The organism is Citrobacter telavivensis, assembly GCA_009363175.1.
Lineage (GTDB): Bacteria > Pseudomonadota > Gammaproteobacteria > Enterobacterales > Enterobacteriaceae > Citrobacter_A > Citrobacter_A telavivensis.
This window is the reverse complement of record CP045205.1, coordinates 1592856-1607690: the sequence shown is the minus strand read 5'-3', so window position 1 is coordinate 1607690 and position 14835 is coordinate 1592856. Positions and strand designations below refer to the sequence as shown.

The window sequence follows — 14835 nt, the reverse complement described above, 5'->3', positions numbered from 1 at the left end:
GTTTAACGAGTATTTTGCCCCGCAGTTTGCGCGCGTTTAGACGCGTCGGGCACCAGACGATAAAACGTTTCGCCCGGCTTAGTCATGCTGAGTTCGTTGCGTGCACGCTCCTCGATAGCCTCCTGACCGCCATTGAGATCGTCAATTTCGGCAAAGAGCTGATCGTTACGTGCTTTAAGTTTGGCGTTTGTCGCCTGCTGCGCCGCCACGTCATCATTGACGCGACTGTAATCATGTATGCCGTTCTTACCGAACCACAGCGAATACTGTAGCCAGACCAGTAAAGCCAGCAACAGCAGCGTTAGTTTACCCATCCTGCCCCCTGAAAAACGGCATCATCCTCCCATACTTCCGCAAACGACACGACGTTTGCGGGCGGGAAAGCCGCAACAACGCGGGCAAATGTACCACAATTGCCCTTTATAACGTATACCCAGAACCCTGAGAACATCATCTCATTGTTAGTTACGGTTTGAATTATGGACAGTGGTCGCGCTTTAGCCCAGCAGCCACATAAACAATGCGCCGAACATCGCGCAAACGGTCAGCAGGGTTATGATAATGCTGTAGCGCAATTTGCCGTTGAGCAGGGAATGCAGCGCGATACCCACGACGACCGCAACGGGCATCAGCGCCAGGAAGAAAGGCCAGGTGTAGATGAAGAAAAACAATGTGTTAGGGCCATACACCAGAAAGGGGATCCCCAACGCCAGCAACCATGACACGAAACCCACCACGGCGCCCGGCAGCGACCAGGTGGTTTCGTCATCAGTAGCAAACGCGTCTGTCGTTGTGAGTGTGATGTTCTGGCTATCGCGCATATTAAATCCTGTAACCTTGACTGACTGTACACACAAGTCAGGTGTCTCAGGATCTGATAATATCGCTCTGTCTGAGCAGGTCTAATAATTGGGCGACCAAATTTGTTACTAATTGTTCGCCATTAAGATGAACCTCAGGCGATTCAGGCGCTTCGTATACGGAATCAATTCCGGTGAAATTGCGCAACTCGCCGGCGCGCGCTTTTTTATATAATCCTTTCGGATCGCGGGCCTCGCAGATTTCCAGCGGCGTATCCACGAACACTTCAATGAAGCGTCCTTCACCGACGCGCTCACGCACCATCTGCCGCTCCGCGCGGTACGGAGAAATGAACGCCGTCAGCACCACCAGACCGGCATCCGCCATCAGGTTTGCCACTTCGCCCACGCGACGGATGTTCTCTTTACGATCGGCATCGCTGAACCCCAGATCGCTGCACAGGCCATGGCGAACGTTATCGCCATCCAGCAGATAGGTACTGACGCCCCGTTGATGCAGCGCCTCTTCCAGCGCACCGGCGATCGACGATTTACCGGACCCCGACAGCCCGGTAAACCACAGCACAGCACCACGATGACCGTGGTGTTGCTCGCGCTGTTGCGGCGTGACGGGATGGGCATGCCAGACGATGTTTTCGTCATGCTGCGCCATTATTTCCCTCCCAGCAGATCGCGAGCGCCCCAGTGCGGGAAGTGACGACGCACCAGCGCATTCAGCTCCAGCTCAAAGGCGCTGAATTCTGACGGCGCAGCGGTCTCCTGCACAATCGGTTCGCGGACCATACCGGCACCCACGGTGACGTTACTCAGACGATCAATAAAAATCAGCCCGCCGGTCACCGGGTTCTGCTGATAAGTATCCAGTACCAGCGGCTCATCAAAGGTCAGATTCACCAGACCAATGCCGTTCAGCGGCAGATTGTCCACCTCACGCTGCGTCAGATTGTTGATATCCACCTGATACTGAACGTTATCAACGCGCGCACGGGTCTTTTTGCCCGCGATTTTGATTTCGTAACTTTGTCCCGGCGCCAACGGCTGTTCCGCCATCCAGACCACATCGACAGCAGCGTGCTGTACCGCCGGCAGGCTTTCGTCCGCCGCCAGCAGCAGATCGCCACGGCTGATATCAATCTCGTCTTTCAGGACGAGGGTAATGGCTTCACCGGCAAAGGCTTCGTCCAGATCGCCATCAAAAGTGACGATCCGCGCCACGCTTGATTCCACGCCGGATGGCAGCACCTTCACGCGCTGTCCCACCTTAACGCGACCAGAGGCCAATGTGCCGGAATAGCCCCGAAAATCGAGGTTCGGACGGTTTACGTACTGCACAGGGAAGCGCATTGGCTGGCTGTCGACCACACGCTGGATCTCAACCGTCTCCAGCACTTCAAGTAAGGTCGGGCCGCTGTACCACGGCATACTGGTGCTCTGGGAGGCCACGTTGTCACCTTCCAGCGCAGAAAGTGGCACAAAGCGGATATCCAGATTGCCCGGCAACTGTTCAGCAAAGGTCAGATAATCTTCGCGAATGCGTGCAAAAGTCTCTTCGCTGTAGTCGACCAGATCCATTTTGTTGATCGCCACCACCAGGTGTTTGATCCCCAGCAGCGTTGAGATGAAGCTGTGACGACGAGTCTGATCCAACACGCCTTTACGGGCGTCGATCAGCAGGATCGCCAGATCGCAGGTTGATGCGCCGGTCGCCATATTGCGGGTGTATTGCTCATGCCCAGGGGTATCGGCAATGATAAATTTACGCTTCTCGGTAGAGAAATAGCGATACGCCACGTCAATGGTAATCCCCTGCTCGCGCTCGGCCTGCAGGCCATCCACCAGCAGCGCCAGATCCAGCTTCTCTCCCTGCGTACCGTGGCGTTTACTGTCGTTGTGCAGCGATGACAACTGATCTTCATAAATCTGACGCGTATCGTGCAACAGGCGACCGATCAACGTGCTTTTGCCGTCATCCACGCTGCCGCAGGTTAAAAAGCGCAGCAGACTTTTATGTTGTTGGGCGACCATCCAGGCTTCGACGCCGCCTTCATTGGCGATTTGTTGTGCAAGTGTGGTGTTCATGGCGGCTCCTTAGAAATACCCCTGACGTTTCTTCAGCTCCATAGAGCCCGCCTGGTCGCGGTCAATCACGCGGCCCTGACGTTCACTGGTGGTCGAGACCAGCATCTCTTCAATAATTTCCGGCAGCGTTTGCGCGTTTGACTCCACGGCGCCGGTCAGCGGCCAGCAGCCGAGGGTACGGAAACGAACCATCTGTTTTTTGATCATCTCGCCGGGCTGCAGGTCGATGCGATCGTCATCGATCATCATTAACATGCCATCGCGCTCCAGTACCGGGCGCTCTGCCGCCAGATACAGCGGGACGATCTCAATGTTTTCCAGCCAGATGTACTGCCAGATATCCTGTTCGGTCCAGTTGGAGAGCGGGAAAACGCGGATGCTTTCGCCTTTGTTAATCTGCCCGTTGTAGTTGTGCCACAGTTCAGGACGCTGGTTTTTAGGGTCCCAGCGGTGAAAGCGGTCGCGAAAGGAGTAGATGCGCTCTTTCGCCCGCGACTTTTCTTCATCGCGACGCGCGCCGCCAAATGCGGCGTCAAAACCGTATTTGTTCAGCGCCTGCTTCAGTCCTTCTGTTTTCATGATGTCGGTGTGCTTGGCGCTGCCGTGGACAAACGGGTTGATGCCCATCGCCACCCCTTCCGGGTTTTTATGCACCAGCAGCTCGCAGCCGTACGCTTTGGCAGTACGATCGCGGAATTCATACATCTCGCGGAACTTCCAGCCGGTATCGACATGCAGCAACGGGAACGGCAACGACCCCGGATAGAATGCCTTACGGGCAAGATGCAGCATGACGCTGGAATCCTTGCCGATGGAGTACAGCATTACCGGGTTAGAGAATTCAGCCGCCACCTCGCGAATGATGTGGATGCTTTCGGCCTCCAGCTGTCGCAGGTGGGTGAGTCGTTTTTGGTCCATAACCGTTCCTTTACAATACCGCGAATGTCGAGCACGTCAGATAACCCGACTATAGGGAGCGCAGGAGAACGAATGAAATTACGAATTGGAATGAGTAGTTCCTCAAAGGAATAACGATCTGGCAAAGCAAATATCAAAAAGTGCTTAACCCGCCGGAATTCGGGCATTTAAGAGCAAATGAAATTGTCTTAGCGAGGTCACCGTTTCATACTAGATGGATTAAAATTTTTGCTTTGTATTCAGGGTTTCCCCCGCTGGCTATTAAGGATTCACTATGTTTTCCGCAACGCGCCGTCTTTCTGCTCTCCTGGCGCTCGGCGTATGCTTTATTGTCCCCGCTCAGGCGTCATCCCCAAAACCGGGCGATTTTGCGACAACGCAGACCCGTCATATTGCGACCGTTTTCCCGGGAAGGATGACCGGTTCCCCGGCAGAAATGTTGTCTGCCGACTATTTACGCCAGCAGTTTGAGCAAATGGGCTATCGCAGCGATATCCGCACGTTCAACAGTCGCTACATTTATACCGCTAAAAATAACCGCAAAAACTGGCATAACGTGACCGGCAGTACCGTCATTGCCGCCCATGAAGGCAAAGCCCCGCAGCAGATTATTATCATGGCGCATCTGGACACCTACGCCCCACAAAGTGACACCGATAGCGATGCAAATCTTGGCGGTCTGACACTGCAAGGTGTGGATGATAACGCCGCCGGACTGGGCGTTATGCTCGAACTGGCAGAACGCCTGAAAAATGTGCCTACCGAATACGGTATTCGCTTTATTGCCACCAGCGGCGAGGAAGAGGGAAAACTGGGGGCCGAAAACCTGCTCAAACGCATGAGCGCGGCCGAGAAGAAAAACACACTGTTGGTGATTAACCTCGATAACCTGATCGTCGGCGATAAGTTGTATTTTAATAGTGGGCAAAATACCCCGGAAGCCGTGCGCAAATTAACCCGCGACCGGGCATTAGCTCTCGCGCGCAGTCATGGTATTGTCGCTACCACTAATCCTGGCCTGAATAAGGATTATCCAAAAGGCACCGGTTGTTGCAACGACGCAGAGGTTTTCGATAAAGCGGGAATTTCGGTGCTTTCCGTCGAGGCGACGAACTGGAATCTCGGCAAGAAAGATGGTTACCAGCAGCGCGCCAAAACCGCCTCTTTCCCGGCAGGAAATAGCTGGCACGACGTACGTCTGGATAATCAACAGCATATTGATAAAGCCCTGCCTGGACGTATTGAACATCGCAATCGCGACGTCATGCGCATTATGCTGCCGCTGGTGAAAGAATTAGCGAAAGCGAGCTAATCATACGGCCGGATAAAGCGATATTGCTATCCGGCAAAAGACGCGAAGAGTGACACCATTCTGAGCGTCGTTTATTTCCATTACGCTCTTTTATAATAAATTATTGGATGCCCATGGACTGCTTCATTTGTACCAGCGCAGCAGCGCCTTGTTTACAGCCAGCATCCTGATTTTCAGCCGGTAATCCTGCGAGTTGCTTCTTAGCCTCCTCCAGTTGAGGTTTCATTGCTTCCATCTGCTGTTTAGCCTGATCGCTGGTTTTTGATGCCTGAACAATCAACGCATCAACATCATCAAAGTATTGCTGACAAGTATCAGTAATTGCTGCAAAAGAAGAACCAGACACCAGAGTTAGCATCACAACAAAAAAAATCTTTTTCATTTATTTAATCCCTCAGTTTTAAATTGACGTCACTGCCTCCGGCAATAACGTCACCAAGGGTAAAACAAAGCGATTTATAAAACAGCCCGGGATAATATTTTCAGATTTTTATTTTAGCCTTCGTGCAGTCCGCACTCACGCTTCAACCCAAAGAAACGTGTCTCTTCTTCTGCCATGCCGGGTTCCCATTTGCGCGTGGTATGTGTATCCCCCACGGAAAGATAGCCCTGATCCCACAACGGGTGATACTTCAGCCCGTGCTTTTGCAGGTACTGATAAACCGTGCGGTTGTCCCAGTCGATAATTGGCAGCACTTTAAAGACCCCACGCTGGATAGCCAGCACGGGCAGATGCGCACGACTACCGGACTGTTCGCGACGCAACCCCGCAAACCAGGTTTGCGCATTGAGTTCCTGCAGCGCCCGGTTCATCGGTTCGACTTTGTTGATCTCATTGTATTTCTCAATGCCTTCCACGCCCTGCTCCCACAGTTTGCCATAACGTGCTTCCTGCCAGGCGGCGCTTTCGGGGGCGCGATAAACCTTCAGATTCAGTTTGAGCTTGTCCGTTAACTCATCAATAAACTGGTAGGTTTCCGGGAAAAGATAGCCGGTATCGGTCAGGATCACCGGGATATCCGGGCGGATCTGATTGACCAGATGCAGACTCACCGCCGCCTGAATCCCGAAGCTTGATGAAAGGACGTATTCGCCAGGCAAATTCTCCAGCGCCCAGGCTACCCGCCCCTCAGCGTCAAGTTTTTCCAGTTGGCTGTTGGTTTCAGCCAGTGCCATCACGCGCTCCACTTTCGGCAGCGCGTTCAGAGCGTGTAGATCGAGTCTGGACATAAGTTCCTCACTGTTTGACTGCCTGATGGCGCTTCGCTTATCAGGCCTACAACGGCTTTATCTGATGGCGCTTCGCTTATCAGGCCTACAACGGCCACCGGGCGTCTACAAAATCCGTAGGCCGGATAAGGCGTTCACGCCGCCATCCGGCAATAAGACGTTATTCCCAGAAATCCCGGGCAGGATCGAGCACCGGGCGAATAATGCCCGCACGCACCGTAAAGTCGCCGAAGCCTTCACCCGCTTCTCGCTCTTTCGCCCAGCGCCCAATCAGTTCGTCCAGCGAGTCGAGAATTTCCGGTTCGGTGATGTTCTCTTTGAACATCCGCGGGATACGCGTGCCGATTCGGTTACCGCCAAGATGCAGGTTGTAGCGTCCCGGCGCTTTCCCGACCAGCCCGACTTCTGCCAGCATCGCGCGGCCGCAGCCGTTCGGGCAACCCGTCACACGCATTACGATATGCTCGTCACTGACATGATGCTTCGCCATCAAACCATCAATTTTATCGATAAACGTCGGCAGGAAGCGCTCGGCCTCCGCCATCGCCAGCGGACAGGTTGGGAAAGACACGCAGGCCATGGAGTTTTCACGCTGCGGCGTCACCATGTTCATCAGGCCGCTCACTTGCGCGATCTTCTCAATCTTCGCCTTCTGGCTCTCCGGTACACCCGCGATAATCAGATTCTGATTCGCGGTAATACGAAACTCGCCTTTATGGATTTTCGAAATCTCCAGCAGGCCCGTTTTCAGCGGACGTCCCGGATAATCGAGAATTCGACCATTTTCGATAAACAGCGTCAGATGCCATTTATTGTCGATGCCCTTCACCCAGCCAATACGATCGCCACGACCGGTAAATTCGTACGGACGAATCGGTTCGAATTTGATGCCGGCACGACGTTCCACTTCCGCTTTGAATGTCTCGACTCCCACGCGTTCCAGCGTATATTTGGTTTTCGCATTTTTACGGTCAGTACGGTTACCCCAGTCACGCTGCGTGGTGACAACGGCTTCCGCCACAGCCAGCGTGTGCTCCAGCGGCAGATAGCCAAATTCGCTCGCCGTACGGGCGTAGGTTTTCTTGTTACCGTGCTCGATGGAAAGACCGCCGCCCACCAACAGGTTAAAGCCCACCAGCTTGCCATTTTCCGCAACCGCGACAAAGTTCATGTCGTTAGCATGCAGATCGATATCGTTCTGCGGCGGGATCACCACCGTGGTTTTGAACTTACGCGGCAGATAGGTCTGACCGAGGATCGGCTCCTCATCGGTGGTCGCGACTTTTTCCTGATCGAGCCAAATTTCAGCATAGGCGCGGGTACGCGGCAGCAGATGCTCGGATATCTTTTTCGCCCATTCGTAAGCTTCGGCATGCAGCTCTGACTCGTACGGGTTCGAGGTGCACAGCACGTTACGGTTCATGTCGTTGGCGGTTGCCAGCGCGTCCAGCCCAACGGAGTGCAGCATCTGGTGCACCGGCTTCACGTTCTTCTTCAGGATCCCGTGGAACTGAAACGTCTGCCGGTTGGTCAGGCGAATGCTGCCATAAATGGTGTTGTCATGGGCAAACTTATCAATCGCCTGCCACTGTTTGGTGGTAATGACACCGCCCGGCAGACGGCAGCGAAGCAGCATCGCGTGACGCGGCTCCAGCTTCTGTTCTGCACGCTCGGCGCGGATATCACGGTCATCCTGTTGGTACATGCCGTGAAAACGGATCAGCAGGAAGTTATCACCTTTAAAACCGCCGGTGAGACCGTCATTCAGATCCTCAGCAATGGTGCCGCGCAGATAGTTGCTTTCCAGCTTCATGCGCTCGGCGTCCGTCAGTTTACCTTCGACCACCAGGGGCCCTGGATGTTTTTCGCTCATTAGTAGACATCTCGCTGATAACGGCGCTCAACGCGCAGCTCACTTAAAAATTCATCCGCTGATTCCGCGTCCATCGCGCCGAATTCAGCAATCACTTCCAGCAATGCCAGCTCAACGTCTTTCGCCATGCGATTAGCGTCGCCGCAGACATAAATATGCGCACCGTCATTAATCCAGCGCCACAGTTCTGCGCCCTGTTCGCGCAGTTTGTCTTGTACATACACTTTTTCTTTTTGATCTCGTGACCAGGCGAGATCGATACGGCTCAGTACGCCCTCTTTGACGTAACGCTGCCATTCCACCTGGTAGAGGAAATCTTCGGTAAAGTGGGGATTGCCAAAAAACAGCCAGTTTTTACCTGACGCTTCATCAGCGGCGCGCTGCTGCATGAAGGCGCGGAACGGCGCGATGCCCGTGCCCGGACCAATCATAATCACCGGCGTTTCAGGGTTCGTCGGCAGACGGAAGTTATCGTTATGTTCGATGAACACACGCACTTCGCCCTCTTCTTCAACGCGATCGGCGAGGAAGCTGGATGCGCCGCCGGCGCGCGCGCGACCTTCCACTTCATAACGCACCGCACCGACGGTGATGTGTACTTCGTTCTCCACTTCAGCCTGAGACGACGCGATGGAGTAAAGGCGCGGCGTCAACGGACGCAACAGGTCGACCAACGCCTGTGCATCCAGCTGTGCTGGCGAAAAACGCAGCATATCGACAACCGGCGTTGTCGTCGCATAATGCTGCAACTGTGCCCTGTCGCCAACCAGCGGCAACAGCGATTCACTGCGCGTTAAGGTGGCATAGTTTTCAACGATATTGGCAGTATTGACAGTCAGTTCGACATGCCACTGTAGCGCGTCGGACAGCGACAGAGACTGGCCATTGACCGTCACGGGCTCATCACCTTTCAGCCAGACCAGTTCCACCATCTCTTTCACCAGCGCAGGATCGTTCTGATACCAGACGCCCAGCGCGTCGCCAGGCTGGTAGCGCAGACCCGACTCACCGAGATCGATTTCAATATGGCGAACATCTTTCTCTGAATCACGGCCGGTGATTTTTTGATTCCCGGACAACGCCGCGCTCAGCGGCGCTTCTTTAGTATAGGGGCTGGAGTGGATCTCATTCACCGCTCCGCTGGCAATCGACGGAGTCTGCGTCGCAACCGGCGCACGTGATTTCAACACCTCGACCACACGGGTACGCCACTCGGCGGCGGCGGTCTGGTATTCCACATCGGCGTCAACGCGATCCAGCAAACGCTCACCGCCAAGTTCCGCCAGTTTGCTGTCAAAATCTTTGCCTGACTGACAGAAAAACTCGTATGACGTATCACCCAGACCAAAAATAGCAAATGCCGTGTTTTCGAGCTTCGGCGCTTTTTTAGAGAACAGGAACTTATGCAGCGCGACGGCTTCTTCCGGCGGCTCGCCTTCACCCTGGGTAGACGTGACGACAACCAGCAGTTTCTCATTGGCGATTTGTTTGAATTTGTAGTCGCCTGCGTTCACCAGCGTGACGCTGAGCTTTGCCGCCAGCAGGTCGTCACGCAGCGCTTCTGCCACACGACGCGCATTGCCCGTTTGTGACGCGGAGATCAATGTGATGCCCGGCATTTCAGCAACGGGGGCCGGCGTCGCAACGGTCGCGCCGGGTTGCTGATTCAGCGTGCCCCAGAAATAGCCAGAAACCCATGCAAGCTGCATGGGCGTGAGATCGGTAGTGGCCGCCTGAAGGCGGGCCAGTTGCTCCGGGTTCAGCGGAAGCAAAGCGGAAGGTGGGGCCTGTGTCGTCATGCGTCGTTATGTTCCAGTAAGCAAAGCGGATTTAAGCAATAAAACCCAAACTGAAGATAAGGGTAACGGCGGTGATAGTAACAATTAAAGAAGGGATGGAAATAACAAATAACCAAATGGACTAACCTGTTTTAGTTATAGTTATTAACAACAAAAACGATTGAATAACCACATGAAATATATGAAGTTATCTCCTATAAAGTTGATGAATGACGTAATCTGCGACGGAAAGCCGTTTTAGTTAATGATAAAAAATGTACTTTCCGGTACCCTACGGCGGTTTTTTGCCTGACTGAGAGTTTAAGATGACCACCACCCTGTTTAAAGATTTCACCTTCGAAGCCGCTCACCATTTGCCTCATGTTCCTGAAGGGCATAAATGTGGCCGTCTGCACGGACACTCCTTTATGGTGCGCCTTGAAGTCACCGGTGAAGTCTGTCCACATACAGGCTGGATTATCGATTTCGCCGAATTAAAAGCCGCGTTCAAGCCAACTTACGACAGGCTCGATCATTACTACCTGAACGATATTCCCGGTCTGGAAAATCCGACCAGCGAAGTGCTGGCAAAATGGATTTGGGATCAGGTCAAACCGTCACTCCCCCTGTTGAGCGCCGTAATGGTGAAAGAAACCTGTACGGCGGGCTGCGTTTATCGCGGCGAGTAAACGTTTCGTCTTGCCGGATGGCGACGCAAAACGTCTTATCCGGCCTACAGATAAGCCCGACAGGTTAACGCGCCGGGCTATTTATCAGGCAATATTCAGATATTTGTGCGTCTGCATCGACAGGCGCCAGTTGCGCGCGATGCAGGTTTCGATGCACAGGCGTGTGGCATCCTCTTTCTGACTGATGGGTTGCAGCGCAATCACTCGCGGTTTGTCGTCACTCAGCGTGGCAAGCAGTTCGTCCAGCGCTTCAATGTCACGCACGCGACCGACCGGATGTTTAATCTCATTCGCGCGTTCCAGGGCCTGTGAGAGAACGTCATAACCACCACGCATGTTCACCTTCGGCGAAACGGTCACCCAGGTATTGGGTGTGCAGCGCACTTCATGCGTACCGCTGGTCTCTATCTGGCAGCTGAATCCATTTTTCTCCAGCAAATCAGTGAGCGGCGTCAGGTCATGGATGCAGGGCTCGCCGCCGGTAATCACCACATGACGCGCGGTGTACCCTTGTCGACCAATCACGGCCAGCAGATCTTCGCTGTTCGCCGCGCCCCATTTATCGCTCTCTTTGGTTTTCGCCAGGATGCTGTACAGGGAAACTTCCCGATCCTCAAGCTTATCCCAGGTGTGTTTGGTATCGCACCAGGCACAGCCGACCGGGCATCCCTGTAAACGAATAAAAATGGCGGGGACGCCGGTAAAGTAACCCTCACCTTGCAGGGTCTGGAACATCTCGTTAATCGGGTACTGCATAGCGTTCTCTGTTAAAGGGATAATCTGTAATTATCGCAGATTTCGTCTTCCTGGTCATGCGCAGCGGCTGCGCTAACCGCAGGCATAAAAAAACCCGCCGAAGCGGGTTTTTCAGAGCGTAAAGCGGCAGTAATAAATTACTGGCCTTTGATCTCTTTACGACCGTTGTACGGTGCTTTTTCACCCAGCGCTTCTTCGATACGAATCAGCTGGTTGTATTTAGCAACGCGGTCAGAACGGCTCATAGAACCGGTTTTGATCTGGCCTGCAGCGGTACCAACAGCCAGGTCAGCGATGGTTGCATCTTCAGTTTCACCGGAACGGTGAGAGATGACAGCCGTGTAGCCAGCGTCTTTCGCCATCTTGATTGCAGCCAGCGTTTCGGTCAGAGAACCGATCTGGTTGAATTTGATCAGGATGGAGTTAACGATGCCTTTCTCGATACCTTCTTTCAGGATCTTGGTGTTGGTTACGAACAGATCGTCACCAACCAGCTGGATTTTGTCGCCCAGTACTTTGGTCTGGTAAGCAAAACCATCCCAGTCAGACTCGTCCAGACCGTCTTCGATAGAAACGATCGGGTACTGTTTGGTCAGGTCTTCCAGGAAGTGAGTGAATTCTTCAGAGGTGAACGCTTTGTTGCCTTCGCCCGCCAGAACGTATTTACCGTCTTTGTAGAATTCAGATGCTGCACAGTCCATCGCCAGAGTGATGTCTTTGCCCAGCTCGTAACCTGCTGCTTTAACCGCTTCAGCGATAACAGCCAGCGCTTCTGCGTTAGAACCCAGGTTCGGCGCGTAGCCACCTTCGTCACCCACAGCCGTGTTCATGCCTTTCGCTTTCAGAACTTTAGCCAGGTTATGGAACACTTCAGAACCCATACGTACGGCTTCTTTCAGGGTTTTCGCGCCAACCGGCTGAATCATGAATTCCTGGATGTCGACGTTGTTGTCAGCGTGCTCACCACCGTTGATGATGTTCATCATCGGAACCGGCATGGAGTATTTGCCCGGAGTACCGTTCAGCTCAGCGATGTGCTCGTACAGCGGCATGCCTTTAGCGGCAGCAGCAGCTTTGGCGTTTGCCAGAGACACAGCCAGGATGGCGTTTGCACCGAAGTTGGATTTATTTTCAGTACCGTCCAGGTCGATCATGATTTTGTCGATGCCAGCCTGATCTTTGGCATCTTTGCCAAGGATTGCCTGAGCAATCGGGCCGTTAACCGCGCCAACAGCTTTCAGTACGCCTTTACCCATGAAGCGGGATTTGTCGCCATCGCGCAGTTCCAGCGCTTCGCGGGAACCCGTAGAAGCACCTGACGGAGCTGCTGCCATACCGACGAAACCACCTTCCAGGTGTACTTCGGCTTCAACAGTCGGGTTACCACGGGAGTCGATGATTTCACGACCGATGACTTTAACGATTTTGGACATTAGGTTTTCCTCAGTACAAGTTAAACTAAAACTCCAGACAAACAACGCGTACCTTTGGTACGCGTTGCCGTTCTAACTTTTTTACTTCTTACTTCGCCTGACGCTTCTGATGCTCGCTGGCGGCTTTCACAAAGCCAGCAAACAGCGGATGGCCATCACGTGGCGTGGAAGTAAATTCCGGATGGAACTGACAGGCCACGAACCACGGATGATTCGGTACCTCAATGATCTCGACCAACTGATCATCACCGGAACGGCCTGCAACACGCAGACCCGCAGCTTCAATCTGTTTCAACAGCATATTGTTGACTTCGTAACGATGGCGATGACGCTCAACAATGATCGGTGCGCCGTACAGCTGACGAACCAGACTATCGTCGCCAAGCTGACACTGCTGCGCGCCCAGACGCATCGTGCCGCCGAGATCGCTCTTCTCAGTACGAACCTCAACGTTGCCTTCTTCGTCACGCCATTCGGTAATCAGCGCCACAACCGGGTACTTACAGTCTGGCACAAATTCCGTCGAGTTGGCGTTGTCCATACCGGCGACATTACGCGCAAACTCAATCAACGCAACCTGCATACCCAGGCAAATGCCCAGATAAGGAATATTGTTCTCACGCGCATAGCGTGCAGTGGCGATCTTCCCTTCCACACCACGGTAGCCAAAGCCGCCAGGGATCAGGATAGCGTCCAAATCTTTCAGGATTTCGACACCACGCGTTTCAACATCCTGCGAATCGATAAGCTTAATGTTAACGGTCACACGATTTTTCAGGCCACCGTGTTTCAGCGCTTCGATAACGGACTTGTAGGCATCCGGCAGTTCGATGTACTTGCCCACCATGCCGATAGTCACTTCGCCTGCCGGATTCGCTTCTTCATAAATAACCTGTTCCCATTCAGACAGGTTAGCTTCCGGACAGTTCAAGCTGAATCGTTTACAAATATAATCGTCCAGGCCCTGCGATTTCAACAGGCCTGGAATTTTATAAATGGAATCGACATCTTTCATTGAAATAACGGCTTTTTCCGGCACGTTACAGAACAATGCAATTTTTGCGCGCTCATTTGCCGGAACGGTGCGATCGGAACGACAAATCAGGACATCAGGCTGAATACCGATGGACAGCAGTTCTTTCACAGAGTGCTGGGTCGGTTTGGTTTTAACTTCACCCGCGGCGGCCAGGTAAGGCACCAGGGTCAGGTGCATGAACAGCGCGTGTTCACGACCGATATCAACCGCCAGTTGTCGAATCGCTTCAAGGAACGGCAGAGATTCGATATCACCGACGGTGCCACCGATTTCAACCAGGACAACGTCATGGCCTTCGCCGCCTTCCAGCACGCGTTCTTTGATAGCGTTGGTGATGTGCGGGATAACCTGTACGGTCGCCCCCAGATAGTCGCCACGACGCTCTTTGCGCAGAACGTCAGAGTAGATACGACCCGTAGTGAAGTTGTTGCGGCGGCTCATTTTGGTGCGAATGAAACGCTCGTAATGACCCAGGTCCAGGTCGGTTTCAGCGCCGTCTTCAGTAACGAACACTTCCCCGTGTTGGATTGGGCTCATGGTACCCGGATCGACGTTGATATACGGATCCAGTTTCATGATGGTCACGTTGAGGCCACGGGCTTCAAGAATGGCTGCGAGGGAGGCTGCGGCAATGCCTTTACCCAGAGAGGAGACGACCCCGCCGGTCACAAAAATATAGTTCGTTGTCATGCTGAACCTGAGAAGTTAGGGTGAAACGATGGAATAACCAGGACGGGAAAGTAGTATACCCGAACATGACGTACGCCACAAACTTTCATTATCCCTCCTCTTCGTCAGCTCACATTTAACATCGGGAGTGAGAAAATAGCCCCTTTGGGGTAAATGTTTTTGACGCAAATCAAGAGCTTGTTATTTAAAAAATCACACAAAACGCCCTTGACCGCTCAAA

The 14835-nt window shown here is 53.3% G+C and carries 14 protein-coding genes; 2 read left to right on the top strand and 12 right to left on the bottom strand.

Annotated elements, in window-relative coordinates:
- Nucleotides 1-2: 2 nt before the first annotated feature.
- From ftsB to cysD, 5 genes are all read right to left on the bottom strand, one after another.
- Entirely contained in the window at nucleotides 3-314 is a 312-nt protein-coding gene (ftsB, locus tag GBC03_09790; GenBank protein QFS70481.1) for a cell division protein FtsB, read from the bottom strand.
- Nucleotides 315-497: 183 nt separating this feature from the next.
- Nucleotides 498-821, bottom strand: a complete 324-nt coding sequence (locus GBC03_09785; GenBank protein QFS70480.1) for a DUF3561 family protein — start codon at nucleotides 819-821, stop codon at nucleotides 498-500.
- A 46-nt stretch (nucleotides 822-867) separates the two neighbouring features.
- Nucleotides 868-1473 (bottom strand): adenylyl-sulfate kinase, encoded by a 606-nt coding sequence (cysC, locus tag GBC03_09780; protein ID QFS70479.1) that lies wholly within the window; start codon nucleotides 1471-1473, stop codon nucleotides 868-870.
- The gene (gene cysN / locus GBC03_09775; GenBank protein QFS70478.1) at nucleotides 1473-2900 is read right to left on the bottom strand and encodes a sulfate adenylyltransferase subunit CysN; all 1428 of its coding nucleotides are present in this window, start codon (nucleotides 2898-2900) and stop codon (nucleotides 1473-1475) included. The genes cysC and cysN overlap by 1 nt, the downstream gene beginning before the upstream one ends.
- A gap of 9 nt (nucleotides 2901-2909) precedes the next feature.
- Nucleotides 2910-3818, bottom strand: a complete 909-nt coding sequence (gene cysD, locus GBC03_09770; protein QFS70477.1) for a sulfate adenylyltransferase subunit CysD — start codon at nucleotides 3816-3818, stop codon at nucleotides 2910-2912.
- A gap of 274 nt (nucleotides 3819-4092) precedes the next feature.
- On the opposite strand from cysD, the gene GBC03_09765 reads away from it, so the two are divergent.
- Complete coding sequence (locus tag GBC03_09765; GenBank protein ID QFS70476.1) at nucleotides 4093-5130, top strand: aminopeptidase; 1038 nt, start codon at nucleotides 4093-4095, stop codon at nucleotides 5128-5130.
- A 100-nt stretch (nucleotides 5131-5230) separates the two neighbouring features.
- On the opposite strand, the gene GBC03_09760 is transcribed toward GBC03_09765, so the two are convergent.
- The 4 genes from GBC03_09760 to cysJ all read right to left on the bottom strand — a co-directional run bounded on the left by GBC03_09760 (nucleotide 5231) and on the right by cysJ (nucleotide 10032).
- Nucleotides 5231-5512: a hypothetical protein gene (locus GBC03_09760; GenBank protein QFS70475.1), complete on the bottom strand. Its 282-nt coding sequence runs from the start codon at nucleotides 5510-5512 to the stop codon at nucleotides 5231-5233.
- A 113-nt stretch (nucleotides 5513-5625) separates the two neighbouring features.
- The gene (cysH, locus tag GBC03_09755; protein QFS70474.1) at nucleotides 5626-6360 is read right to left on the bottom strand and encodes a phosphoadenosine phosphosulfate reductase; all 735 of its coding nucleotides are present in this window, start codon (nucleotides 6358-6360) and stop codon (nucleotides 5626-5628) included.
- A 160-nt stretch (nucleotides 6361-6520) separates the two neighbouring features.
- The gene (gene cysI / locus GBC03_09750) at nucleotides 6521-8233 is read right to left on the bottom strand and encodes an assimilatory sulfite reductase (NADPH) hemoprotein subunit (GenBank protein QFS70473.1); all 1713 of its coding nucleotides are present in this window, start codon (nucleotides 8231-8233) and stop codon (nucleotides 6521-6523) included.
- The gene (gene cysJ, locus GBC03_09745) at nucleotides 8233-10032 is read right to left on the bottom strand and encodes an NADPH-dependent assimilatory sulfite reductase flavoprotein subunit (protein QFS70472.1); all 1800 of its coding nucleotides are present in this window, start codon (nucleotides 10030-10032) and stop codon (nucleotides 8233-8235) included. The genes cysI and cysJ overlap by 1 nt, the downstream gene beginning before the upstream one ends.
- Nucleotides 10033-10337: 305 nt before the next feature.
- Between cysJ and queD the strand changes: the two genes are divergently transcribed.
- Nucleotides 10338-10700, top strand: coding sequence for a 6-carboxytetrahydropterin synthase QueD (gene queD / locus GBC03_09740; protein QFS70471.1), 363 nt, complete (start codon nucleotides 10338-10340; stop codon nucleotides 10698-10700).
- An 84-nt stretch (nucleotides 10701-10784) separates the two neighbouring features.
- Here queD and queE read toward each other — a convergent pair whose 3' ends face one another.
- From queE to pyrG, 3 genes are all read right to left on the bottom strand, one after another.
- Complete coding sequence (queE, locus tag GBC03_09735) at nucleotides 10785-11456, bottom strand: 7-carboxy-7-deazaguanine synthase QueE (GenBank protein QFS70470.1); 672 nt, start codon at nucleotides 11454-11456, stop codon at nucleotides 10785-10787.
- Between the two features lie 137 nt (nucleotides 11457-11593).
- Nucleotides 11594-12889, bottom strand: coding sequence for a phosphopyruvate hydratase (locus GBC03_09730; GenBank protein QFS70469.1), 1296 nt, complete (start codon nucleotides 12887-12889; stop codon nucleotides 11594-11596).
- Between the two features lie 88 nt (nucleotides 12890-12977).
- On the bottom strand, nucleotides 12978-14615 hold the full coding sequence (gene pyrG / locus GBC03_09725; GenBank protein QFS70468.1) for a CTP synthase (glutamine hydrolyzing): 1638 nt from the start codon (nucleotides 14613-14615) through the stop codon (nucleotides 12978-12980).
- Nucleotides 14616-14835 lie beyond the last annotated feature (220 nt).

Excerpts from the sequence above, each read along its gene's own strand:
- pyrG (QFS70468.1), bottom strand. The coding sequence starts at position 14,615 with ATGACAACGAACTATATTTTTGTGACCGGCGGGGTCGTCTCCTCTCTG.
- cysN (QFS70478.1), bottom strand. The coding sequence starts at position 2,900 with ATGAACACCACACTTGCACAACAAATCGCCAATGAAGGCGGCGTCGAA.
- cysI (QFS70473.1), bottom strand. The coding sequence starts at position 8,233 with ATGAGCGAAAAACATCCAGGGCCCCTGGTGGTCGAAGGTAAACTGACG.
- GBC03_09730 (QFS70469.1), bottom strand. The coding sequence starts at position 12,889 with ATGTCCAAAATCGTTAAAGTCATCGGTCGTGAAATCATCGACTCCCGT.
- queD (QFS70471.1), top strand. The coding sequence starts at position 10,338 with ATGACCACCACCCTGTTTAAAGATTTCACCTTCGAAGCCGCTCACCAT.
- GBC03_09785 (QFS70480.1), bottom strand. The coding sequence starts at position 821 with ATGCGCGATAGCCAGAACATCACACTCACAACGACAGACGCGTTTGCT.
- cysJ (QFS70472.1), bottom strand. The coding sequence starts at position 10,032 with ATGACGACACAGGCCCCACCTTCCGCTTTGCTTCCGCTGAACCCGGAG.
- GBC03_09760 (QFS70475.1), bottom strand. The coding sequence starts at position 5,512 with ATGAAAAAGATTTTTTTTGTTGTGATGCTAACTCTGGTGTCTGGTTCT.
- queE (QFS70470.1), bottom strand. The coding sequence starts at position 11,456 with ATGCAGTACCCGATTAACGAGATGTTCCAGACCCTGCAAGGTGAGGGT.
- GBC03_09765 (QFS70476.1), top strand. The coding sequence starts at position 4,093 with ATGTTTTCCGCAACGCGCCGTCTTTCTGCTCTCCTGGCGCTCGGCGTA.
- ftsB (QFS70481.1), bottom strand. The coding sequence starts at position 314 with ATGGGTAAACTAACGCTGCTGTTGCTGGCTTTACTGGTCTGGCTACAG.
- cysH (QFS70474.1), bottom strand. The coding sequence starts at position 6,360 with ATGTCCAGACTCGATCTACACGCTCTGAACGCGCTGCCGAAAGTGGAG.
- cysC (QFS70479.1), bottom strand. The coding sequence starts at position 1,473 with ATGGCGCAGCATGACGAAAACATCGTCTGGCATGCCCATCCCGTCACG.
- cysD (QFS70477.1), bottom strand. The coding sequence starts at position 3,818 with ATGGACCAAAAACGACTCACCCACCTGCGACAGCTGGAGGCCGAAAGC.